Genomic DNA, 23,358 nt, shown 5'->3' with positions numbered 1-23,358 from the left:
TCACATGACTTTCACTACTACTCCTCGTCGTCTCGCCAAGACCCTGGCCCTCGCCGCTGGCATGAGCATCGCATCGATGTCGGCCTTCGCCGGTGATGCCGCGTTGTACGGCCCCGTTGCACCGAAAGGCTCCAGCTTTGTGCGCGTGTTCAACGCCTCGAACCAGGAAGTCAGCGCGACCGTTGGCAGCACCAACCTCAGCGACGTTGCGCCCCTGGCCAGCAGCGACTTCAGCTTCATGCCCGGCGGTGACTACAGCGCCAAGGTCGGCAGCCAGACCGTGCCGGTCAAACTCGCCGCCGACCACTACTACACCCTGGTCAACAACGGCAGCGGCCAGCCGCAACTGATCGAAGAGCCGCCGTTCAAGAACAAGCAGAAATCCCTGGTGCGCGTGCAGAACCTGAGTGACAAGGCCCTGACCCTGAAGACCGCCGACGGCAAGACCGATGTGGTCAAGTCGGTGGCGGCCAAGGGCCGTGGCGAGCGTGAGATCAACCCGGTGAAAGTGAGCCTGGCGTTGTATGACGGTGACAAGAAAGTCGGTGATGTGAAGCCGGTTGCGTTGGAACGTGGTGAAGCGGCGGTGCTGTATGTCACAGGCTCCGGTTCGAGCCTGTCGCCAGTCTGGGTGAAACGCCCGGTATCGACCCGCTGATTAGCTTTTCAACTTGAGGTCCGCCCCAGTAGGGGCGGGCTCTGACCCCAATCGATTCAAGGAGAAACACCCATGATCCCAGTAATCCTTTCCGGTGGTAGCGGCTCCCGTCTTTGGCCACTGTCGCGTAAACAGTTCCCGAAACAATTCCTGGCCCTGACCGGCGAGCACACGCTGTTCCAGCAAACCCTGGAGCGCCTGGTGTTCGAAGGCATGGACGCGCCGATTGTGGTCTGCAACAAGGACCACCGCTTCATCGTCAACGAGCAACTGAGCAACCGCAAACTCGACTGCCAGCGCATCCTGATGGAACCGTTCGGTCGCAACACCGCGCCAGCCGTGGCCCTGACCGCGATGATGCTGGTCAACGAAGGCCGCGACGAGCTGATGCTGGTGCTGCCGGCCGACCACGTGATCGACGACCAGAAAGCCCTGCAACGTGCGCTGGCCCTGGCCACCGTGGCGGCCGAGCGTGGCGAGATGGTGCTGTTCGGTGTGCCGGCGACTCGCCCGGAAACCGGCTACGGCTATATCAAGTCCACCGCCGATTCGCTGTTGCCCGAGGGCGTGAGCCGCGTCGAGCAGTTCGTGGAAAAACCCAATGAAAAACGCGCGGTCGAGTTCGTCAAAAGCGGCGGCTATTTCTGGAACAGCGGCATGTTCCTGTTCCGCGCCAGCCGCTTCCTCGAAGAGCTGAAAAAGCACGATCCGGACATCTACGACACCTGCCTGCTGACCCTTGAGCGCAGCGAACAGGACGCCGACACCGTATCCTTCGACGAAGCGACGTTCGCCTGCTGCCCGGACAATTCCATCGACTACGCCGTGATGGAAAAAACCCAGCGCGCCTGCGTGGTGCCGCTGAGCGCCGGCTGGAGCGACGTAGGTTGCTGGGCCTCGCTGTGGGCGGTCAACGATAAAGACGCCAACGGCAACGTGACCAAGGGCGACGTGGTGATCCAGGACAGCAAGAACTGCATGATCCACGGCAACGGCAAGCTGGTGTCGGTGATCGGCCTGGAAAACATCGTGGTGGTGGAAACCAAGGACGCGATGATGATTGCCCACAAGGACAAGGTCCAGGGCGTCAAGCAGATGGTCAACACCCTCAACGAACAGGGGCGCAGCGAGACCCAGAACCACTGCGAAGTCTATCGTCCGTGGGGCTCCTACGACTCGGTGGACATGGGTGGGCGGTTCCAGGTCAAGCACATCTCGGTCAAACCGGGTGCATGCCTGTCGCTGCAAATGCACCACCACCGCGCCGAACACTGGATCGTGGTCAGCGGCACGGCCGAAGTGACCTGCGACGAGAATGTGTTCCTGCTGTGTGAGAACCAGTCCACCTACATCCCGATTGCGTCGGTGCACCGCCTGCGCAACCCGGGCAAGATCCCGTTGGAGATCATCGAAGTGCAATCGGGCAGCTATCTGGGCGAAGACGATATCGAGCGCTTTGAAGATATCTACGGGCGTTCGACGCCGGTGGAGCGTGGCGTGTCGGTGAAAACCATCGCGCAGTAATACCGCCGTACAAAAAGCCCCCGTCCAGCCGACTGCGTCCCCTATCCGCAGCCGGTTGGGCGGGGGCTGATCGTTCCCACGCTCCGCGTGGGAATGCCGCCTTGGACGCTCCGCGTCCTGCCTGCTGCAAATGGGTGACGCAGAGCGTCACGGGATGCATTCCCACGCAGAGCGTGGGAACGATCATCTCAAGCCACCCAATCCCACCTAAGCTTAAGTTAGGATGCTCGTTCCCCATTCGAGGTGGTCTCCATGTTTTTCGGCGTTCTCCTGATCATCACCTGGCTGATCCTGCTGCTGCGCTACCCCGCCAAGGCCCTGCCGGTATCCCTGGCCGCCGCCGTGGGCCTGGGTTTTGTCGCCATCTGGGTGGTCTGGCTGGACAACCGCGAAGCCTCGCAACTGGCACGCCTGGAACTGCGCATCACCTACGCGCCCGAGGAGTGCCCCGCCGACCGCCCGCTGAAACTGATCCTCAACAACGGCAACGACGTGCCCCTTACCGAACTGCGCTGGCGCGTCGCCGCCTATGCGCCGGGGGACACCGTCAACCTGGCCGATAACGTCTACGCCGCCCCACGCTATCGCGGGCCCGGCGAGTTGCAGGCCGGCGCCACCTGGGACGATTGCCTGCCCGCCCCACCGCTGCGCCCCGGCTACCGCCCGCAAACCCTGGAATTTCGTGCCGAGCATCTGCAAGGCAGTTTCTCGGACTGACAAAGGACTGATCCATGCCCAACGTACTTATCACCGGCTGCTCCAGCGGCATCGGCCGCGCCCTGGCTGACGCGTTCAAAGCCGCCGGCTACAGCGTGTGGGCCAGCGCCCGCCGCACGGAGGATGTCGCCGGTTTGGCCGCCGCCGGCTTCAACGCCGTGCAACTGGACGTCAACGACAGCGCCGCCTTGCAGCACCTGGCAGAACAACTGGGCGAGCTGGATGTGCTGGTCAACAACGCCGGCTACGGCGCCATGGGCCCGTTGCTCGATGGCGGCACCGAAGCGATGCAGCGTCAATTCGAGACCAACGTGTTTTCCATCGTCGGCGTAACCCAGGCGCTGTTCCCGGCCCTGCGGCGCAGCAAAGGCCTGGTGGTGAACATCGGCAGTGTTTCCGGCGTATTGGTCACGCCGTTTGCCGGTGCCTACTGCGCGTCGAAAGCCGCCGTGCATGCCCTGAGCGATGCCCTGCGCATGGAAGTGGCACCGTTTGGTATTCGCGTGATGGAAGTACAACCGGGGGCCATCGATACCAGCTTCGCAAAAAACGCCGGCGCCCAGGCCGAGTTGTTGATCAACGAAAAATCCCCCTGGTGGCCATTGCGCGAAGGTATCCGCGCACGCTCCCAGGCTTCGCAGGACAACCCGACGCCGGCCACCCGGTTTGCCGCGCAAGTGCTCAAGGGCGTACAACAACCGACGCCACCGCGCCTGTTGCGCGCAGGAAATGGCAGCCGCGCGTTGCCATTGATGGCGGCGTTGTTGCCCAAAGGTTTATTGGAGAGTGTCTTGAAGAAGCGCTTTGGCTTGGAACGGAGTTTGTAATGATCGACTACAGCGATTTTTTTGAAGAAGTGATCCAGACCCATGTCGAGATCGAGCAATGGTTCGCCGGCGTCGCGCCGGAGGGCACCTTGCAAAGTCTGCTCGCGCGTTTTTCCCCGGAGTTCAGCATGGTCGCGCCCGCCACCGGCACACGGGTGAATGCGGCCGGGGTCAACGCGTTGTTCACCCGCCTGGGCGGGATGCGCCCGGGGTTGAAGATCACCTTGAGTGAAATGGCCGGGATTGACCGCCATGCGCGTGGGGCGACGGTGACTTATCGCGAGCATCAGGTGGATGACAGCGGCACGCAGACCGACCGACGCGCCACGGTGGTGTTCGAGAAACAAGCCAGCGGCGCGCTGCTGTGGCGCCATCTGCACGAGACCTTCATCAAGGCCTGATGCGGTTAAAAAAATGTGGGAGCGGGCTTGCTCGCGAATGCGGTGTGTCAGACGACACATTTGTTGCTGAACCACCGCATTCGCGAGCAAGCCCGCTCCCACATTTTTAGATTTGTGTTGGGTTCGTAGGGCCAGGTACTACAAGAAACAGCGAACCGCCTGACATCATTTCAAGGAACCAATCCTCAGGCTCTTTCACCTCTGTCTACCCACAGGTGAAAGGATGCCAAGGGATTTCCTGCAAAGCGGCGTGCCAACCGCGCACACCACCACGCGCCAGCGACTGACCAGCCTGCTGGACCTGCCAAAACTCTATCAAACCATTGACGCCGACCCGGCCATCGTCGGGGCTGGGGTGGTGCATATTGGCAGTGATTATCAGGTGACGGTGCTCCGGGAGTTTGTACCGCTGTGCAGTGTCAGGCCCAAGCGCGTGATTTTGCGGGAGGTGACCGGGCAGATAATGACTGCTGATGAGTACGCAAAGCTGGCGGCAAACTCGCCGCGTGAGTCGCAGTTATGGAAGGAGGCATCAGGGCTGGCGTTTTCATGCGCCGGGGCTGCGATTGGAATCTTCGTTGCCAGGGCAGGCATCGCAGCGGCGCCCTTAAGTGCAGGCGTTAGTCTTGCCGTCACTTACATTGCTTATACAGCTTCCGCCGCCAGTGCCATGCAATGTGCCAACGGCTTATGGCGAACCTACAAAGAGCTAACCAACCCAGCCGAAAACGATTTTTACGACAGCCTGAGTTGGTATCAGGCGATGACTCTAGCCTTGGACGGCATTTCGCTGGTGGGCGCGGGTAGCACGACGTTTGCCACGGTAAAGACCGTCATGACTATCAAAACCACCACGGGCCGCGACCTGAATGACATTTTGAGGCGCATGAGCCGCCAGGAACGCGCAAAACTGACAAGTGAAGTTCTGCGTCTACAAAACATTCGCCGTCCTCGCGAAATGATCCGGTTAATGCAGTTGGCCGGGAAACTCCCCAAACGCTTCAGCAATGCCCAACTACGTCGGGACATTTTCATTCAACTGGCCGATCAGGTGGGCGCCGCGTTTGCGGTAATGGGCAGCGGCATTTCGGGAAATATCAACCACGTCGTCATTGCTATTTACGAGGAGTTCGGCAGCCATGAGCAATAACATCGACACCGTGCAAGCACCACGAACATTGCGTCGTTACACCCAACGTTTTGCATTCACTGTGGGAAGTGCGGTGTCCATGAATATGGTCGCCATTTCAGGCAACCTCTCACATAGCCTGACGTATTACGCACGAATAAATTATCTCCCCAGCGAATACGCAGTAGCGGCCAGTTTGGTATTGCTACTCGCAATGTGCATTGGGCTAGCCCTGGTAGCGGCTGGGTTTCGACTAGGGCCGCCATTGCTCGTCTGCGTCGCTGTTTTGAACGCTTTGCTGTCGGCGGACTATCTTGGGAACCACCCCGTGACGATGTTTGCAGTATTCCCTCTGTTCCAATCCCTGGCCTGCCTAGTGATGCTCCAGACAAGAAACCACCGTCGTTTCGTCAGCATGCTGCGGGTCAAGCGCCGACGCAAAACCAGAGCCGCCGGGTCGCTCAGTCACTGACATGACTGACTCAGTGTGGCGAGGGAGCTTGCTCCCGCTGGGGTGCGAAGCGCCCCCAAACCCAACAGCCGGCGACTGCTACGCAGTCGAGCGGGAGCAAGCTCCCTCGCCACACAAGCCCCACATTCAGTTGTGTGTTTGGTTAACGATCACGGTGCAGGTAATACCGGCAGCCAGCAGTACGCCTTCCGGCACTTCATCAATATGAATCCGCACCGGCACCCGTTGCGCCAACCGCACCCAGTTGAACGTCGGGTTCACATCCGCCACCAACTCGCGGCTTTCGGGGTTGTCACGGTCGTAGATGCCCCGCGAGATGCTTTCCACATGGCCCTTCAAGGTCTCGCCGCTCATGAGCTGCATGTCGGCTTTGTCGCCCACCTTCACATGGGGCAGCTTGGTTTCTTCGAAGAAGCCGTAGACCCAGAAGGAATTCATATCCACCACAGCCATTTTCGCCTCGCCGATGCGCGCATAGTCGCCGCGATGCACGTTGAGGTTGGTGACATAACCGTCCACCGCCGCCAGCACCTGGGTGCGCTTGAGGTTCAGCTCAGCCGCTTCCAGTTGCGCCAGCGCGTGCTGGTAATCGGCCAGGGCGGAGTCGGCGATGTTGCTGGCGTCGTCGCGGTTTTCCTTGGAGATCACCAGGGCGTCGAGGTCGGCGCGGCGGTGGGCGTTGACCTTGCGCATTTCCCAGGTGGCTTTGCGTGACGCCACCAGCGATTGCGCCTGTTTGACGGCGATGCGGTAGTGCTCGGGGTCGATCTGCATCAGCAGGTCGCCCTTTTTGACTAGCTGGTTGTCGCGCACCGGCACGTCCACCACTTCACCAGTAACATCGGCGGCGACGTTGATGATGTCGGCGCGCACGCGGCCGTCGCGGGTCCACGGGGTTTGCATGTAGTGCACCCACAACGTGCGGCCAATCCAGATCGCCAGAGCCAGTACCAGCAAGGTGGCGAGCAGGCTGAAAAACTTTTTCATCGGGGCATTCTCAACGGTAGACGGTCAGCGCGAGGGCGCCGAACAGGCAAACGAACAGGCTCAGGCGCAGCAACGCCGGGTGCCAGAAAAAACGGTACAGGTCGAACCCGGCCAGGAAGCGGTCCAGGGCCCAGGCCACGGCGGCCGCGATCAGGAACATCAGGGTCATGGTCGGCATGTAGATGCCGTGGAACGCGATTTCACGGGGCATGCGCAGCTCCTTTGAGGGCAGCGAGGGGCGATTGCGGGTCCAGCAGCGAGGTGCGGATAAAGTGCAGGTAGCTCTTCACGCGGCGCAGGGCCGAGGTATCGAAGTGCGGGGCGAAGGGTTCGTCGGTGGCCTGCACGCGGCTGATCGCATGGTCCACGGCGATCAGGCCGCGCTCCAGGTTGCTCGCGCTGGGTTGCAGGAACAGGCGCACCAGCGAGCGGCCCATCACGCGGATCGCCTGGCGCCACGGCTGGGACTCGGCATACGCCGGATGAATCGGCAAAATCGCCTGCTCCTTGCGCAACTCGATGATCGCGTGGCCGACTTCCAGCACTACAAACATCCAGCGCAGCAGGTCGCGCTGCACCTGCGGCTGGCCGACGGCGAGGCCATAGGCCTGGTGCAGCAAGTCGCGGGTGCGGCTTTCGAAACTCGACGCCAGGCCCTTGAGCTTGCCGCTGATGGCATACACCACTTGCTCGCGCAGGTCCTGCTCCAGGCGGCGCCACAGCCAGCGGCTGTTGGGCGGCAGGATGATCGCCCCCGCCGCCGCGCAGACGAGCATGCCGATGATCATCGCGATATAGTCGTTGATAAAGGTGTAGGGGTTGTAGACCGTGAGGTTGTCCGGCACCGAGCCGGTGCTGAAGAAGATCAGCAGGCCGACGCCTACCCCGGCGTATTGCGGGCGTGACGCGAGGAAGGCGCCGAGAATGATCACCGGTGCGAGCATCACGCATAGCAGCGGGAAGCCGTCGATCCACGGGAACACGAAGAACATTTCGACAAAGCCCACCAGCGCCCCGATCAAGGTGCCGCAGGCCATCTGGAAGGCCATGCGCTTGGGGTTGGGCGTGGCGGCGGACAGGCCGACGGTGGCCGCTGCGATCAGGGTCATGGTCGCGCCGCTGGGCCAGGCGGTGGCGACCCAATAACTGCCGAGCACGATAAGGATGAACGACGCACGAATCCCCGAGGCGGCGCAGGCCAGCCAGTTGGTTTTCGGCGTGTAGGGTTCGTCCCAGTCTTCGCGGGCGTGGCTGTGATCGGCCAGGGACGCGTGGGTCAGCGCGTAGTTGTGCAGGTCGTCGACGAAGCGATAGAGCAACTCATAGGCCGTGTGGAAATCCAGCTGCTCCGCCTCGGTGGGCTCGCCTTCCTGGAATACCGCCCGCAGGCTGCGCACCTTGGCGGGCAAGTCGTCCTTGTAGGCGGCGAGTTGCGCCACCAATCGGGCCGCATCCGGGCTGGTGAGGGCGCGACCAGAGAAGCCGTCGAGCACTTCGGCAAGGTCGTGCAAGCCCGGCTTGATCGCCGCGACCACATGATCGGCCGCATCCGTGCGCAACCGCTCAAGCAACTGGTGCAAGGCGTTGAAGCGCGTGGTGATGCTCATGAATTCGCTGTTGAGGCGACTGAGCCGGCCATTGCGCCGGCGCATGTGCGGGTCTTCGAACACCGTGAGGCTGCGCAGCCCTTCCAGGCCCACGGCTTCGGCGATAAACCGCACGTTGCTGGCCTCGAATCCTTCACGCTGGCTACGCCCACGCAGGCCGTCGGTGACGAATAGCGCAAACACGCCGAAGCGTTGGTACAGGGCGTTGCGCATGGCGGCGCTGGAGGTCTGCGGCAGGATCGCGGCGCTGACCAGGGTGGAGCACAGAATGCCCAGGGAGATTTCCAGCACCCGCCACACCGCCGCCATGAACGCGCCGTCCGGGTGCGCCAGGGCGGGTAATCCCACCATCGCTGCGGTATAGCCGGCCAATACAAAACCATAGGCGCGGAAGTTGCGATTACGGGTCGCGCCCGCCGTGCAGACGCCCACCCAGATCGCCAATGCGCCGAGGAACAATTCAGTGTTCTGCGCAAACAAGGCGATCAGCAACACCATCACCGCCGACCCCGCCAAGGTGCCGAGGAAACGGTAGAAACTCTTGGCAAACACCTGGCCGCTCTGCGGCTGCATCACGATAAACACGGTGATCATCGCGGTACGCGGTTGCGGCAGTTCCAGGCGCATGGCCAGCCACAGCGTGAGGAACGCAGCGATCAGCACCTTGAAGATATACACCCAGGTCACGCCGTCGCTGCGTGCCCAGTCGAAGAAACCGCGACGCCACTCAAGGGCGTGCAGCCAGCGCAGCGGTACAGGCAAGGGAGTCATCAAATCCTACTCAGTGATCAAACACGGCGAGCGCCGCCGGGGTCTTGCTCGGGAGGGTCTTGGTGTCTTGCGGCACGTCGTCGCCGGCCTGGAGGCCGCCGCCCAAGGCGGTGACCAGTTCGGCATGGGCCGTCAGGCGTGCGGCCTGGACCTGTTGCGCGATCTGCTGCTGGTGAAACAGCAAGGTCTGCGCATTGAGCACATTGAGGTAATCGGTGAGGCCGCGCTGGTAGGCGATCATCGCGATGTCGTAGGTTTTCTGCGCCGAGGCCACCGATTGCGCGGCGAATGACGATTGCTTATCCATGGACTCGCGGCGGATCAATTGGTCGCTGATGCCCTTGAGCGCATTGACCAGGGTCTGGTTGTACTTGGCCACGGCGATGTCGTAGCCCGCGCTGGCTTCGCCCAATTCGGCACGCAGACGCCCGCCATCGAAGATCGGCAAGGTGATCGCCGGGCCGACGTTGTAGTTGAATTTCTTGCCGGCGAGAAACTCCAGCATGCCGCCGCCGGTGGCCATGTAGCCGAGGCTGCCGACCAGGTCGACGTTGGGATAAAAGCCGGCGTGGGCCACATCGATGCCACGGGCCTGGGCCGCGACCTGCCAGCGGCTGGCGACCACGTCCGGACGCTGGCCGAGCAATTGGGCGGGCAGGCTCGACGGCAATTTCAGCGGCGCGGCCAGGGCCAGGCTCGGCCGTTGCAGCTGCGCGCCCTCCCCCGGGCCTTTGCCCGCCAAGGCCGCGAGCTGGTTGCGGCTCAGGGCGATTTCTTCATCGAGGGCGTCCAGTTGGCGATGGGTTTCCGGCAACGGGGTTTCGGCCTGGCTGACGTCGAAGTGCGTGCCGATCCCGGCGTCCAGGCGCTTGTTGGCCAAATCGAGAATCTGTTGTTGTTGGGCCAGGGTGGCCGCAACGATGTCGCGGTTGGCGTAGTGCAACGACAGCTGGATATAGGCGCGCACCACATTGTTCTGCAGCTCAAGCTGAGCCTGGCGTGCTTCGGCAGCGCTCATATGGGCCAGGTCCACGGCACGTTCGCTGGTGTTGCTTTCGCGGCCCCACAGGTCGAGGGCATAGCTCAGGCCCAGGGACGAATTGTTGTCCCAGGTGTTGGCACCGCTCAACTCGCCGGGGCCGTAGAACTGATCCTTCGGCCAGTTGTGGCGTTTGAGGGTGGTATTGCTGTTGATCTGCAACGACTCGGCCGACTCGGCAATCCCGGCCATGGCCCGTGCTTCGCGAACGCGCGCGGCGGCCATGGCCATGCTCGGGCTGTTGTGCGTGGCGAGGGCCACCCAGTGGTTGAGTTGCGGGTCGCCGTAGGCTTGCCACCATTGGGCGGTGGGCCAATGGGCATCCCTGGCGGCGCTCTGGATTGCTTCGTCGGTGGCCAGGGTATTGGCGCTGAGGGCCTGGCCTTGGGGGGCGATTCCTCCGGTTCCGATGCAGCCGCTGATTGCTAACGATAAGGCCCAAACACTGAGAGTCTTGAACTCTCTGCTGATGCGACGCGGCACGGCGAACGAATTCCTGAGGTGGTATTGCGGGGTAGGTGGCGCAATTCTAGGCGGCGGCACTGAGGACGATAAGCTGGCATTCCTGTGAATCTTTGTTACCGTTCAAGCGATAATCCGTTGGTAGGGATCACTGGACGGCGTAACTTTCTGTCACAATTTGCTATCTCCCTTGAGAACACCCCATGGACACTTTGCAAAACATGCGCGCTTTCAGTTGCGTGGCCGAGGCCGGCAGCTTCACCGCCGCCGCCGCGCAACTGGACACCACCACAGCCAACGTCTCGCGCGCGGTCTCCAACCTGGAGGCCCACCTGCAAACCCGCTTGCTCAACCGCACCACCCGCCGCATCGCGCTGACCGAAGCCGGTAAACGTTATTTGCTGCGCTGCGAACAGATCCTGGCCTACGTCGAAGAGGCCGAAGCCGAAGCCAGCGACGCCCACGCGCGCCCCGCCGGGCAGTTGAAAGTGCACACCATGACCGGCATCGGCCAGCACTTCGTGATCGACGCCATCGCCCGCTACCGCCGCACCCACCCGGACGTGACCTTCGACCTGACCCTGGCCAACCGCGTGCCGGACCTGCTCGACGAGGGCTACGACGTGTCCATCGTGCTGGCCAGCGAGCTGCCGGATTCGGGTTTCGTCTCCCAACGCCTGGGTATCACCTACAGCATCGCCTGCGCCTCGCCGGATTACGTCAAGGCCAAGGGCTGTGCGCAACGCCCCACTGACTTGCTCAACCACGCCTGCCTGCGCCTGGTCAGCCCGGTGATCCAGCTGGACAAGTGGACCTTCAACGGCCCCGAAGGCCAGGAAAGCGTGGCCATCAACAGCTCGCCGTTCCTGGTCAACTCGGCCGACGCGATGAAAACCGCGATCACCAGCGGCATGGGCGTTGGCCTGTTGCCGGTGTATGCGGCCATTGAAGGCCTGCGCAACGGCACCCTGGTACGGGTGATGCCGACGTACCGCTCCCAGGAGCTGAACCTGTACGCCATCTACCCGTCGCGCCAGTACCTGGATGCGAAGATCAAGACGTGGGTGGAATACCTGCGCGGGTCGTTGCCGGAGATTCTCGCGGCGCATCAGGCGGAGTTGGCGGCGTATGAGTTGAGTGGGGGGTTGGGGGCCGTGCGGTTGACCACTTGAGTCGCAGCCGTGTTCGTAAACAGCGCCGGCAATTACCCTTATCGTAGAAAGATCTGAAAAAATGCCGATAACTGTTATTTATGACAGTAGAAGCGAATGGCTCAACTTCTGACAATAAAGCGGAATCTCACTGTGGAGTTCCGCCATGTCGTCTTCCTCTCCCTCCGCCGTTCGCGAATGCACCGCCACGATAGCGACAAAACCTCGGTTTACCGCGACGCAAATCTCGTACTCAGTGAATCCTTTCTTCACCATTATCAAGGCCGTCGAAGACGTTGACGCGAACCTATCCAGGTCAATCGCAATAACGTTGGGCGTCTATATCCCCCTCGGCGACACCCCTTACGAACAAGGCAGCGAACACTTCGCGCACTTCGCCTACTCGGAGACCACCCACCAATCAGGTTCCAGTACGACGATCACTTACAGCGGCGTTGATCATTCCGGTGGGGTAACCGTCATCCGTTCTGATCCTTCCAACAACGCGGTGCATGCCACCTTCAAGCTTTCGGTGCAAAAGGGTAACGAGCCGCCATTGTCAGTGGACGGGTTGATCAACTACGACCCCAATTAAGGCCGTACCCACAGCAGTTTCTGCGGCGCAGGCTGCCCAATCGCCACGAGGAATGTTAGCTTGCTTGGCATTCTCCCGTAGTCGATGAGCCCGCCTGCAATGAAAAAGACTGTCCTCGCCTTCAGCCGCATCACCCCGCCAATGATCGAACGCCTGCAAGAGGATTTCGAGGTGATCGCGCCCAACCCCAAGCTGGGTGACATCAACGCGCAGTTCAATGAAGCCCTGCCCCACGCCCACGGCCTGATCGGTGTGGGCCGCAAGCTGGGCCGTGCGCAACTCGAAGGCGCGGGCAAGCTGGAAGTGGTGTCCAGCGTATCAGTGGGCTATGACAACTACGACGTGCCGTACTTCACTGAACGCGGGATCATGCTCACCAACACCCCTGACGTGCTCACCGAAAGCACCGCCGACCTGGCGTTCGCCCTGCTGATGAGCAGCGCACGCCGCGTCGCCGAGCTGGACGCCTGGACCAAGGCCGGCCAGTGGAAAGCCAGCGTTGGCGCGCCGTTGTTTGGCTGCGATGTGCACGGCAAGACCCTGGGCATCGTCGGCATGGGCAATATCGGCGCGGCCGTGGCCCGCCGCGGGCGCCTGGGGTTCAACATGCCGATCCTCTATAGCGGCAACAGCCGCAAGACGGCACTGGAACAGGAGCTGGGCGCGCAGTTCCGCAGCCTCGACCAGTTGCTCGCCGAAGCAGACTTTGTGTGCCTGGTGGTGCCATTGAGCGACAAGACCCGCCACCTGATCAGCACCCGCGAGCTGGGCCTGATGAAATCCAGCGCGATCCTGATCAACATCTCCCGTGGCCCAGTGGTGGATGAGCCGGCGCTGATCGAAGCGCTGCAAACCCAGCGGATTCGCGGGGCGGGGTTGGATGTGTATGAGCAGGAGCCGCTGGCGGAGTCGCCGTTGTTCCAGCTGAGCAATGCGGTGACCTTGCCGCATATCGGCTCGGCGACCCATGAAACCCGTGAGGCCATGGCCAATCGTGCTCTGGAGAACCTGCGCAGTGCCCTACTGGGCCAGCGCCCTCAGGATCTGGTGAACCCGCAAGTGTGGAAAGGCTGACATAAATCTCCCTGTGGAAGCGGGCTTGTGTGGGAGCGGGCTTGCTCGCGAATGCGGTGTATCAGGCACAGATGTGTTGTCTGACCCACCGCATTCGCGAGCAAGCCCGCTCCCACATTAAGACCGAGTCCACACAAAATCCGGTTAAAGCCTGGCTCCCCCAAGTCGATAACTCTGTATAGATCATCATCCCTGATCCACAGAAGGTTTTTATGTCCACCACCAAAGCCCGCGCAGATTCACTCTCGCTTCTGCTCTTTACCTTGCGCAGTGGCAAGCTGATGGCAATCAACCTGCTGAAAGTCAGTGAAATCATTCCCTGCCCGCCGCTGACCAAGCTGCCGGAGTCGCACCCCCACGTCAAAGGCATCGCCATCCTGCGCGGGGCTTCGCTGTCGGTGATCGACCTCAGCCGTGCCCTGGGGGAAATGCCCCTGCAAGACCCGGACGGTGGCTGCCTGATCGTCACCGATGTGAGCCGCTCCAAGCAGGGCCTGCATGTGCAGGCAGTGAGCAAGATCGTGCATTGCCTGACCACCGACATCCGCCCGCCGCCCTATGGCTCTGGCGGCAACCGCGCGTTTATCACCGGGGTGACCCAGGTGGAAGGCGGCCTGGTGCAGGTGCTGGATATCGAGAAAGTCATCCACGGCATCGCCCCGGCGCCGATCGAAGCCGCGCCGACCGACCTGACCATGGAAGAAGCCGAAGTGCTGGGCAATGCCCGCATCCTCGTGGTGGACGACAGCCAGGTGGCGCTGCAACAATCCGTGCATACCTTGCGCAACCTCGGCCTGACGTGCCACACCGCGCGCAGCGCCAAGGAAGCCATCGATGTGCTGCTGGAGCTGCAAGGCACGGCCGAGCAGATCAACGTGGTGGTGTCAGATATCGAGATGTCCGAAATGGACGGCTATGCGCTCACCCGCACCCTGCGTGAAACCCCGGATTTCAAGGACCTCTACGTGCTGCTGCACACCTCTCTGGACAGCGCGATGAACAGCGAAAAAGCCCGCCTGGCCGGTGCCGACTCGGTGCTGACCAAATTCTCGTCGCCCGAGTTGACCAAGTGCCTGGTGGTGGCCGCGCAAACAGTGGCGCAAAAAGGCCTGTGAGCGAATATTTCCAACTGCTGCGCCGCGATCTCACCGCCAGCCTGCCCGCGCCGCAATGGCCGGCCGGCACGCAGTTGGATCATTACCGCGACGAGCTGGCCCCGGCGATTCATGCGGTATTGCGCATGACCCAGGACCAGGGCGGCGGCCGCGTGCCAAACCTGGAGGAATGGCGCCAGCAGTTCGTCAGCGATGCCGAGTTCGACCCCACGCTGTGCCTGGTCGCCAGTAACGCCGACGGCATCCTTGGCGTCGCGCAATGCTGGACCAGCGCCTTTATCAAGAATCTTGCCGTTCATCCCTGCGCCCAAGGTCAAGGGCTGGGCCGCGCGTTGTTGCTGCACAGCTTCCAGGTATTCAAGCAACGCGGCGAACCCTATGTGGACCTCAAGGTGCTGGAGAGCAACCTGCGCGCGCGCAAGCTCTACGCCAGCGCAGAAATGCGACTTGTCCTACGCGACGTAGTGGCAGCGGACTGAAGGCACTGGCGCACAACTTGCTTCCAGAGTGGCAATACGGTGAACAGAGGTAAAAACCCGTCACCGTTCCAGCGAGCCCTCTGACCTAGCCTGGTGACAGATCCGCCATGAACACCCATTTTTCCTGCGTCGGTTGTGGCAAGTGCTGCACCGACCACCATGTGCCCCTGACCCTCGACGAAGCCCGTATGTGGGCGGCGGACGGCGGCAATGTCATCGTTTTGGTAGAAGGTTTCCTGGCCAGCGGCCTGGGCCTGCCCGTACAACAACGCGAACATGCCGAACGCCGTTCGGTGGTGGTGCCCAGCGGCAACACCGAGGCGTTTGTGGCAATCACCTTTGCCGCCTACAACGCCGGACGCTGCCGGAATCTTGACGAAGACAACCTGTGTCGCATCTATGAGCGGCGGCCGTTGGTGTGCCGGATCTACCCGATGGAGATCAATCCGCATATTCCGTTGAACCCTGGCGCCAAGGACTGCCCGCCCGAATCGTGGGAACAGGGCCCGGCGTTGATCGTCGGCGGTGAGCTGGCGGATCCGCAGTTGGCCGCGTTGATCCAGCGCTCACGCCAGGCCGACCGCGACGACGTGCAGACCAAGGAAGCGGTATGTGCCTTGCTGGGTATCCGTACCACTGCGCTCAAGGGCGATGGGTTTACCGCGTATCTGCCGGACATGAGCGCGTTTGCCCAGGCGATTGAGTTGGCGGTGGAGCGGCCGGCGGTGGCCGGTGAGTGGGTGTTTCATGTGTCCGCGACCGATATCGCCGGGCAGCTGTTGGAGGCGGGGGCGCAGTTGGCGACTGAGGTGCCGGCGAACTATGCGTTTATTTCGTTGAGGGCCGCGTAGGGCTTACTGGCCTCATCGCGGGCAAGCCCGCTCCCACAGGTTGGAATGCGATCCCCTGTGGGAGCGGGCTTACCCGCGATGAGGCCCGCACATTCACTACAAGTCCCAGCTAGTGCCGCTTGCCCCAAAACTCCTGCGCCAACTGCCGCAAATCCTCCGCCAACGCCGCCACATCCCCAGAACTGAGCTGGCTCTGCTGCCCCGCACTGACAGTGGCCTCCCCGGCATTGCGAATACCGACGATATTGCGATTGATATCTTCACTCACCGCACTTTGCTCCTCCACCGCCGCCGCAATCTGCTGGCTCATGGCGGTGATCTGGCCAACACGCTGGCTGATCCCGTCCAGGGCCGCTGCCGCCCGTTGCGCCTGCTCGACGCTGGCATCGACATGCTCGCTGCTTTGCGCCATGGCCTGCACCGCATCCCGCGCGCCGCCTTGCAGGGTGCTGATCATGCGCTGGATTTCGTTGGTCGATTGCTGGGTGCGTTGCGCCAGGCCGCGCACTTCATCGGCGACCACGGCAAAACCACGGCCCTGCTCACCTGCCCGCGCCGCTTCGATGGCGGCATTGAGCGCCAGCAGGTTGGTTTGTTCGGCAATGGTGCGGATCACCTCCAGCACACCGCTGATTTCACCGCTGTGGCTTTCCAGTTGATGAATCACCTCGGTCGCGCGGGCCAGCTCCTGCGACAGGCGCAACACCGCATCGCGACTTTCATCCACCCGCAAATGGCCTTCACGGGTTTCATCGCCCGCCTGGCCCGCCGCCTTTGAAGCCTCGACGGCATGGTTGGCCACCTCGGCCACGCTCGCCGCCATCTGGTGGATCGCCGCCGCAACCTGATCGGTCTGGGTCTGCTGGCCCAGGCTACTGGTGTGGCTGCTGTCCAACTGCTCGACCAGTTGCGCCGCATGCCCAGACAGGCGCAGGGACGCGTCGCCGATCCGCCCGACCACTGCGCCCACTTGGGCTTCGAGCATGTGCAGGGCAAATTCGATCTGCCCGCATTCATCATCGCGCCCGGTGTAGATCCCCTGGCTCAAGGGGTTGTCGGCGATTGCGCGAGCCCGTTGATCCAATTGTGCCAAAGGCCGCAGGATAGCTTTAACACCCACCGCGCCGACCGCGCAGCCAGCCACCAACGCCAGCAGTTGCCAGGCCAGCGAATAGGTGGCCAAGCCCAGCCCCAGCGCCCAGGTCACGCTACTGGTAGCAGCCACCCAAGCCGTTAATTTCACCCCCAGGCCGAGCCTCGGCAAGCGCCGTCGCTTGCCCGCCCGCAGCCGCGTGTAGGCACGTTCTGCTGCTGCCACCCTGCGCGCATCGGGCTTGGTGCGCACCGATTGGTACTCCACCGTCACGCCATCTCGGGTCACCGGTGTGGCGTAGGCGCTGACCCAATAGTGGTCACCGTTCTTACAGCGGTTTTTCACCATGCCCATCCACGAGCGCCCGCTTTTCAAGGTTTTCCACATGTGTGCGAACGCCGCAGCCGGCATGTCGGGATGGCGCAGGAGGTTATGCGACGCGCCGATCAGCTCCTCACGGCGGTACCCGCAGACGTTGATAAAGTCCTCGTTGGCGTAGGTAATCGCGCTGGTCAGGTCGGTGGTCGAGAGGATATTGGCGTCAGGGGCAAAGTCCACACTTCGACCGGTAACCGGCAGATTGATTTTCATGGATAAGCGCGCTCGTGATTGTTGAAGGAGTCGGCAGGGCGACCGACTCTAAGCGCACGGAGGGGGCAAATACTGATCCAGCGCATGTTCTGCGCAATTAGTTCGCCATCATTGCGTGGCGGAAGGGCTGTCATCCAGGCGATAGGGTTGGATGATCCGCTGGTACTCGCCGTTGTGGATCAGTTGCTCAAGGGCGCGGTTGAGGTCGCTGCGCAACGCCGTATCGGGCTTGCGCACCGCAATCGCCACGCTATTACCCAACAATTGCGCTGAGACGGCCGGCCCGAGGAAGTCGAAATCCTCACCATCGGCGGTGTCGAGCAGGGCCTCGCGAATTTCTACGGTGCCTTGCAATGTTGCATCGATGTCGCCGGCCACCAGGCTGCGGACCAGATCCTCGTTGAGCCAGAAACTCTTGACGATTACGCCGGCCGGCGCCCACTTCGCCAGCGCGAAAGCCTCGCGATTACTCTTCAATAGCACCCCGACACGCTTGCCTTTGAGTGACTGCTTGGTCGGCAGCAAGCCAGAAGCCTTGCGCGCCACCAGGCGCGTGGTAAAGGGATAGAGGTCTTCGGTGAAGCTCACCCGCAGGCGCCGTCTGGACGTAGGAGCCATGCCCATGATCGCGTCGAACTGCCGCGCTTCAAGGGCCGGAAAATTTTCCACCAGGACCTGATCGACCCAGATGCAACGCACATTGAGTTGCTGGCACAACGCATTCCCCAAATCGATGTTCAAGCCCACCATCTGCCCTTGGCTGTCACGGCTTTGGAACGGGGGGAACTGCGCGGCGACGGCGAAGCGGATTTCGCGGCGTGCCGGCTCTTCGGCCAGCGTGTTGGCGCTGGTGAGCACGCCCAACAACAGCACGACGAGGGAAATACGCAGGTAGACAAGTACCATCAGGAACGTCCTTTTCCAGAAAAGCCGGCGCCACCTTCACCCAGTCCGATGAAAAAACCGGGGAGAAGAGGCGGCGTGAAAGCTTTCAAGAAAAAGACGTGGGCCTACAATCAGAAACGTCAGCACTAGCTGTAGGCAATAACCACTACATAACGTGGATTCTACTCTTAGCGTTTACCCATGGAACGACGAGTACCCGGTGGCGCCATGCCTGGGGACTTGGTGTGGCCGTTCTTTGCGCCGTTTTTGTACCAAGGCTGGGCAGCATTCTTGGCACCCGATAGTTCACCGGGTTTAAACGGAAACTTGAAGGCCGGAATCTCGGCTTTTTCAACGCCGTCGGCATTGGCCGATTCGACGAGGTCGACCGCTTCAATAGGGGTTTGTGTCGGGGAAGTCATGAGCGCTCCGGAGCGTGCAAAAAATGATGCGGACCCGAGTTGCGAGCCACAATGGCAGGAAGTATACCTGCGCACCTCAGATCTTTGACCAACGTCGTACGAATGGTCAGGAGCTAACTGTCGTGGCTGTCAGATAGCGGTCACTTTACTGACCGGGTCTACGCGCTATAAATACTCCCCCGTCTCTCCATTCCCTGCCCTGGCGCCTTACAAGCATGCACACCCTTAAAAGAAGAACTGTATTGATCGTGGCAGTCCTACTGGTACTGGCTGTCGCGGCCTGGGCGTTGACCCGGCCCGCCAAGACCAGGTTGGTGGCTTCCACGGCCGTGCCAGTTCGGGTGATGAAAGTCGTTGAGCAAGACCTGCCACGTTATGTCACGGGGATCGGCTCGGTGCTGTCACTGCACAGCGTGGTAATCCGCCCGCAGATTGATGGCGTTCTCACCAAGTTGCTGGTCAAGGAGGGTCAGTTGGTCGAGGCCGGCGACCTGCTGGCAACCATCGACGACCGTTCGATCCGCGCCAGCCTCGACCAGGCCAGGGCGCAATTGGGACAAAGCCAGGCGCAACTGCAAGTGGCGCTGGTCAATCTCAAGCGCTACAAGGACCTGAGCGTCGATGACGGCGTGTCGAAGCAGACCTACGACCAGCAACAAGCGCTGGTCAACCAGTTGAAGGCGACGGTGCAAGGTAACCAGGCCGCTATCGATTCTGCCCAGGTACAACTTTCCTACACCCAAATACACTCGCCAGTCACAGGTCGCGTTGGCATTCGCACCGTGGATGAAGGCAACTTCCTGCGCATGAGCGACGCCCAGGGCCTGTTCTCAGTGACCCAGATCGACCCGATTGCCATCGAGTTCTCCCTGCCGCAGCAGATGCTGCCGACACTGCAAGGCCTGATCGCCGCCAGCGACCCCGCCCGCGTCGATGCCTTCCTGGGTGCCGATACCGAGGGCGCCAACAGCGACCTGCTGGGCCAGGGCCGCTTGAGCCTGATCGACAACCAGATCAGCAGCACCACCGGCACCATCCGCGTCAAGGCCGAGTTCCGCAACAACGCGCAGAAGCTGTGGCCTGGGCAACTGGTGACGGTCAAGATCCAGACCGCACTCGACCGCAACGCCCTCGCCGTCCCGCCCACCGTGGTGCAACGCGGCCTCGACGCGCACTTCGTGTACCGCGTCAACGGCGACAAGGTGGAAATCGTGCCGGTGCAGGTGGTGTATCAGGACAGCGATCGCAATATCCTCAAGGGCATCCAGGCCGGTGATGTGCTGGTCAGCGACGGTCAGTCGCGGCTCAAGGCGGGGGCACAGGTGGAGATTCTCAAGGACACGCCCCAGGTGAACCAGACCGCCGATATCCAGGTGCAACCATGACGTCGCGGGGTTCGATTTCCGCCTGGTGCATCGACCGCCCGGTCGCCACCTTGCTGTTGACGTTCGCCCTGGTGCTGCTTGGGCTGATTGCCTTCCCTAAGCTACCCATCGCCCCACTGCCGGAAGCGGAATTTCCGACGATCCAGGTCACCGCACAGTTACCCGGCGCCAGCCCCGACACCATGGCCTCGTCGGTCGCCACGCCGCTGGAGGTGCAATTCAGTGCCATCCCCGGCATGACCCAGATGACCTCCAGCAGCGCCTTGGGCTCCAGCCTGCTGACCCTGCAATTCACCCTCGACAAAAGCATCGACACTGCTGCGCAGGAAGTCCAGGCGGCGATCAACACCGCAGCCGGCAAACTGCCCAGCGATATGCCAAGCCTGCCGACCTGGCGCAAGGTCAACCCGGCGGACAGCCCGGTACTCATTCTCAGTGTCAGCTCCCACGACATGCCCGGCACCGAACTGAGTGACCTGGTGGAAACCCTGCTGGCCCGGCAGATCAGCCAGATCGACGGCGTCGGCCAAATCAACATCACCGGCCAGCAACGCCCGGCGATCCGGGTGCAGGCCTCGCCCGACAAACTCGCCGCCATCGGCCTGACCTTGGCCGACGTGCGCCTCGCCATCCAGCAATCGAGCCTCAACCTGGCCAAGGGCGCGCTGTACGGCAAGAACAGCGTCTCGACCCTGGCGACCAACGACCAACTGTTTCACCCGGATGAATACGGCGACCTGATCATCTCCTACAAGAACGGCGCCCCGGTGCAGCTGCGTGATGTGGCCAAAGTGGTCAACGGTTCGGAAAACGCCTACGTCCAGGCGTGGGCCGTGGACACGCCCGGCGTCAACCTGGTGATCACCCGCCAACCCGGCGCCAACATTGTCGAGACCGTCGAGCGTATCCAGGCCGAGCTGCCGCGCCTGGAGGCGATGCTGCCCGCGTCGGTGCAGGTCAGCGTATTGATGGACCGCACCACCACCATCCGCGCCTCGTTGCACGAAGTGGAAATGACCCTGCTGATCGCCGTCTTGCTGGTGGTCGGGGTGATGGCGATTTTCCTGCGCCAGTGGTCGGCAACGCTGATTGTGTCCAGTGTGTTGGGGGTGTCACTGATCGCCAGTTTTGCCCTGATGTATGTGCTGGGTTTCAGCCTGAACAACCTGACCCTGGTGGCCATCGTGGTGGCCGTGGGGTTTGTGGTGGACGATGCAATCGTGGTGGTAGAGAACATTCATCGCCACCTCGAAACCGGCCTGGACAAACGCGAGGCGGCGCTCAAGGGCGCCAGCGAAATCGGCTTTACCGTGGTGTCCATCAGCGTGTCACTGGTGGCGGCTTTCATTCCGTTGCTGTTCATGGGCGGGGTGGTCGGCAGGCTGTTCAAGGAGTTTGCCTTGACCGCCACCTCGACCATTCTGATTTCCGTGGTGGTGTCCCTGACATTGGCCCCGACATTGGCCGCACTGTTCATGAAAGCGCCGAGCCATCGCCCCCACGACAAGCCCGGTTTTGGCGAGCGCCTGCTGGCGGCTTACGAACGCACCCTGCGCCGCGCCCTCGCCCACCAACGCACGATGGCGGGCATTTTCATGCTGACCCTGGCATTGGCTGTGGTGGGTTATGTGTTTATCCCCAAGGGTTTCTTCCCGGTGCAGGACACCGGTTTTATCCTCGGCACCAGCGAAGCGGCGGCGGATGTGTCTTACCCGGACATGGTCGCCAAGCACAAGGCGCTGGCAGAAATCATGAAGGATGACCCGGCCGTACGGGCGTTCTCCCACTCGGTGGGTGTGACCGGCAGCAACCAGACCATCGCCAACGGCCGCTTCTGGATCTCCCTCGTGGACCGTGGTGACCGGGATGTGTCCGCCAGCCAATTTATCGACCGCATCCGGCCCAAGCTGGCCAAGGTACCGGGGATCGTCCTGTACCTGCGCGCCGGCCAGGACATCAACCTCAGCTCCGGCCCCAGCCGCAGCCAGTACCAGTACGTGCTCAAAAGCAATGACGGGGCGACGCTGAACACCTGGACCCAGCGCCTCACCGAAAAACTGCGGTCAATCCCCGCCTTCCGCGATATTTCCAACGACCTGCAATTGGGCGGCAGCATCACCCACATCAGCATCGACCGTCGCGCCGCCGCACGTTTCGGCCTGACCGCCACCGATGTCGACCAGGCGCTGTACGACGCCTTCGGCCAGCGCCAGGTCAACGAGTTCCAGACCGAAATCAACCAGTACCAAGTGGTGCTGGAACTGGACACCCAACAACGCGGCAAGGCCGAAAGCCTGAACTACTTCTACCTGCGCTCGCCGCTGACCAATGAGATGGTGCCGCTGTCGGCCGTGGCCACGGTGGATGCGCCCACGGTCGGGCCGTTGTCCATCAGCCATGACGGCATGTTCCCGGCGGCCAACCTGTCGTTCAACCTGGCGCCCGGCGTGGCGTTGGGGGATGCGGTGATCCTACTCAACCAGGCGAAAAACGAGATCGGCATGCCGGCTTCGATCATCGGCAACTTCCAGGGCGCGGCGCAGGCGTTCCAAAGCTCGCTGGCCAGCCAACCGTGGCTGATCCTTGCGGCGCTGGTGGCGGTCTACATCATTCTCGGCGTGTTGTATGAGAGCTTTGTACACCCGCTGACGATCATCTCGACGTTGCCCTCGGCGGGCCTGGGAGCACTGATCATGCTGTGGCTGTTGGGCCAGGACTTTTCGATCATGGCGCTGATCGGCCTGGTGCTGTTGATCGGCATCGTCAAGAAAAACGGCATCCTGCTGATCGACTTCGCCCTGGAGGCCCAGCGCGAACGGGGATTATCGCCTCATGATGCAATCTTCGAAGCCTGTATCACGCGGTTCCGGCCAATCATCATGACCTCCCTCGCCGCGTTGCTCGGTGCTTTGCCGCTGATGCTCGGCTACGGCGCCGGCGCGGAGCTGCGCCAGCCGCTGGGTATCGCGGTGGTCGGCGGCCTGCTGGTGAGCCAGGCGCTGACGCTGTTCACCACACCGGTCATATACTTGTACCTTGAGAAGTTTTTCCACAGGCCCAAACCAGCCCTTGAGCTGGCGACCACACATTAAGGCCTAGGCCCCGTCCTGGAACAAAAGGCTC

General features: G+C 62.0%; 22 protein-coding genes and 1 pseudogene. 15 read left to right on the top strand and 8 right to left on the bottom strand.

The features are described 5' to 3' along the window. The first annotated feature begins 4 nt into the window (after nucleotides 1-4). The 7 genes from ACZRMO_RS01570 to ACZRMO_RS01540 all read left to right on the top strand — a co-directional run bounded on the left by ACZRMO_RS01570 (nucleotide 5) and on the right by ACZRMO_RS01540 (nucleotide 5,728). Nucleotides 5-658, top strand: a complete 654-nt coding sequence (locus ACZRMO_RS01570) for an alginate O-acetyltransferase AlgF (protein ID WP_192297567.1) — start codon at nucleotides 5-7, stop codon at nucleotides 656-658. Between the two features lie 72 nt (nucleotides 659-730). Then, nucleotides 731-2,182 (top strand): mannose-1-phosphate guanylyltransferase/mannose-6-phosphate isomerase, encoded by a 1,452-nt coding sequence (locus tag ACZRMO_RS01565; protein ID WP_124527404.1) that lies wholly within the window; start codon nucleotides 731-733, stop codon nucleotides 2,180-2,182. Nucleotides 2,183-2,434: 252 nt separating this feature from the next. Further along, entirely contained in the window at nucleotides 2,435-2,899 is a 465-nt protein-coding gene (locus ACZRMO_RS01560) for a hypothetical protein (RefSeq protein ID WP_017738666.1), read from the top strand. Nucleotides 2,900-2,913: 14 nt separating this feature from the next. Beyond that, nucleotides 2,914-3,726 (top strand): SDR family oxidoreductase, encoded by an 813-nt coding sequence (locus ACZRMO_RS01555; RefSeq protein ID WP_463971664.1) that lies wholly within the window; start codon nucleotides 2,914-2,916, stop codon nucleotides 3,724-3,726. Further along, nucleotides 3,726-4,127 carry a hypothetical protein gene (locus ACZRMO_RS01550; protein WP_017738669.1) on the top strand — a complete coding sequence of 134 codons (402 nt, stop codon included), beginning with the start codon at nucleotides 3,726-3,728 and terminating at the stop codon, nucleotides 4,125-4,127. Before ACZRMO_RS01555 ends, ACZRMO_RS01550 begins: the two co-directional genes overlap by 1 nt. A gap of 223 nt (nucleotides 4,128-4,350) precedes the next feature. Further along, nucleotides 4,351-5,277: an NAD synthetase gene (locus tag ACZRMO_RS01545; RefSeq protein WP_463971663.1), complete on the top strand. Its 927-nt coding sequence runs from the start codon at nucleotides 4,351-4,353 to the stop codon at nucleotides 5,275-5,277. Then, a complete protein-coding gene (locus ACZRMO_RS01540) occupies nucleotides 5,267-5,728 on the top strand; it encodes a hypothetical protein (protein ID WP_463971662.1) in 462 nt (153 codons plus the stop codon). The genes ACZRMO_RS01545 and ACZRMO_RS01540 overlap by 11 nt, the downstream gene beginning before the upstream one ends. Before the next feature lie 126 nt (nucleotides 5,729-5,854). On the opposite strand, the gene ACZRMO_RS01535 is transcribed toward ACZRMO_RS01540, so the two are convergent. Genes ACZRMO_RS01535 through ACZRMO_RS01520 form a run of 4 tightly spaced genes read right to left on the bottom strand, consistent with a single transcriptional unit; the run spans nucleotide 5,855 to nucleotide 10,615 of the window. Then, a complete protein-coding gene (locus tag ACZRMO_RS01535; RefSeq protein WP_463971661.1) occupies nucleotides 5,855-6,715 on the bottom strand; it encodes an efflux RND transporter periplasmic adaptor subunit in 861 nt (286 codons plus the stop codon). 10 nt (nucleotides 6,716-6,725) lie between these two features. Then, on the bottom strand, nucleotides 6,726-6,926 hold the full coding sequence (locus ACZRMO_RS01530) for a DUF1656 domain-containing protein (RefSeq protein WP_463971660.1): 201 nt from the start codon (nucleotides 6,924-6,926) through the stop codon (nucleotides 6,726-6,728). Beyond that, nucleotides 6,916-9,093 (bottom strand): FUSC family protein, encoded by a 2,178-nt coding sequence (locus ACZRMO_RS01525; protein WP_463971659.1) that lies wholly within the window; start codon nucleotides 9,091-9,093, stop codon nucleotides 6,916-6,918. Before ACZRMO_RS01525 ends, ACZRMO_RS01530 begins: the two co-directional genes overlap by 11 nt. Before the next feature lie 10 nt (nucleotides 9,094-9,103). Beyond that, nucleotides 9,104-10,615, bottom strand: coding sequence for an efflux transporter outer membrane subunit (locus tag ACZRMO_RS01520; protein WP_463971658.1), 1,512 nt, complete (start codon nucleotides 10,613-10,615; stop codon nucleotides 9,104-9,106). A 182-nt stretch (nucleotides 10,616-10,797) separates the two neighbouring features. On the opposite strand from ACZRMO_RS01520, the gene ACZRMO_RS01515 reads away from it, so the two are divergent. The 6 genes from ACZRMO_RS01515 (at nucleotide 10,798) to ACZRMO_RS01490 (ending at nucleotide 15,859) form a co-directional block, all read left to right on the top strand. Then, nucleotides 10,798-11,766 (top strand): LysR family transcriptional regulator, encoded by a 969-nt coding sequence (locus ACZRMO_RS01515; RefSeq protein ID WP_463971657.1) that lies wholly within the window; start codon nucleotides 10,798-10,800, stop codon nucleotides 11,764-11,766. Nucleotides 11,767-11,911: 145 nt separating this feature from the next. Continuing rightward, nucleotides 11,912-12,340, top strand: coding sequence for a hypothetical protein (locus ACZRMO_RS01510; protein ID WP_463971656.1), 429 nt, complete (start codon nucleotides 11,912-11,914; stop codon nucleotides 12,338-12,340). A 99-nt stretch (nucleotides 12,341-12,439) separates the two neighbouring features. After that, entirely contained in the window at nucleotides 12,440-13,414 is a 975-nt protein-coding gene (locus ACZRMO_RS01505; RefSeq protein WP_463971655.1) for a 2-hydroxyacid dehydrogenase, read from the top strand. A 212-nt stretch (nucleotides 13,415-13,626) separates the two neighbouring features. Next, on the top strand, nucleotides 13,627-14,529 hold the full coding sequence (locus ACZRMO_RS01500) for a chemotaxis protein CheV (protein ID WP_124527415.1): 903 nt from the start codon (nucleotides 13,627-13,629) through the stop codon (nucleotides 14,527-14,529). Further along, a complete protein-coding gene (locus tag ACZRMO_RS01495) occupies nucleotides 14,526-15,008 on the top strand; it encodes a GNAT family N-acetyltransferase (protein ID WP_463971654.1) in 483 nt (160 codons plus the stop codon). The genes ACZRMO_RS01500 and ACZRMO_RS01495 overlap by 4 nt, the downstream gene beginning before the upstream one ends. A gap of 107 nt (nucleotides 15,009-15,115) precedes the next feature. Then, complete coding sequence (locus tag ACZRMO_RS01490) at nucleotides 15,116-15,859, top strand: YkgJ family cysteine cluster protein (protein WP_463971653.1); 744 nt, start codon at nucleotides 15,116-15,118, stop codon at nucleotides 15,857-15,859. Nucleotides 15,860-15,968: 109 nt separating this feature from the next. On the opposite strand, the gene ACZRMO_RS01485 is transcribed toward ACZRMO_RS01490, so the two are convergent. From ACZRMO_RS01485 to ACZRMO_RS01470, 4 genes and pseudogenes are all read right to left on the bottom strand, one after another. Next, nucleotides 15,969-17,042, bottom strand: a complete 1,074-nt coding sequence (locus ACZRMO_RS01485) for a methyl-accepting chemotaxis protein (protein WP_463972114.1) — start codon at nucleotides 17,040-17,042, stop codon at nucleotides 15,969-15,971. A 219-nt stretch (nucleotides 17,043-17,261) separates the two neighbouring features. Continuing rightward, a pseudogene (locus tag ACZRMO_RS01480) lies at nucleotides 17,262-17,543 on the bottom strand (PAS domain-containing protein); the annotation flags it as partial. Between the two features lie 108 nt (nucleotides 17,544-17,651). After that, nucleotides 17,652-18,449: a transporter substrate-binding domain-containing protein gene (locus ACZRMO_RS01475; protein ID WP_463971652.1), complete on the bottom strand. Its 798-nt coding sequence runs from the start codon at nucleotides 18,447-18,449 to the stop codon at nucleotides 17,652-17,654. A gap of 167 nt (nucleotides 18,450-18,616) precedes the next feature. Further along, nucleotides 18,617-18,850 carry a hypothetical protein gene (locus ACZRMO_RS01470; RefSeq protein WP_124527420.1) on the bottom strand — a complete coding sequence of 78 codons (234 nt, stop codon included), beginning with the start codon at nucleotides 18,848-18,850 and terminating at the stop codon, nucleotides 18,617-18,619. Nucleotides 18,851-19,065: 215 nt separating this feature from the next. On the opposite strand from ACZRMO_RS01470, the gene ACZRMO_RS01465 reads away from it, so the two are divergent. Beyond that, the gene (locus ACZRMO_RS01465) at nucleotides 19,066-20,235 is read left to right on the top strand and encodes an efflux RND transporter periplasmic adaptor subunit (RefSeq protein WP_463971651.1); all 1,170 of its coding nucleotides are present in this window, start codon (nucleotides 19,066-19,068) and stop codon (nucleotides 20,233-20,235) included. Then, entirely contained in the window at nucleotides 20,232-23,327 is a 3,096-nt protein-coding gene (locus ACZRMO_RS01460) for a multidrug efflux RND transporter permease subunit (protein ID WP_463971650.1), read from the top strand. The genes ACZRMO_RS01465 and ACZRMO_RS01460 overlap by 4 nt, the downstream gene beginning before the upstream one ends. Nucleotides 23,328-23,358: the final 31 nt, after the last annotated feature.

It is taken from the genome of Pseudomonas sp. B611 (genome assembly GCF_055407965.1).
This window is presented reverse-complemented; position numbering and strand designations above follow the sequence as displayed.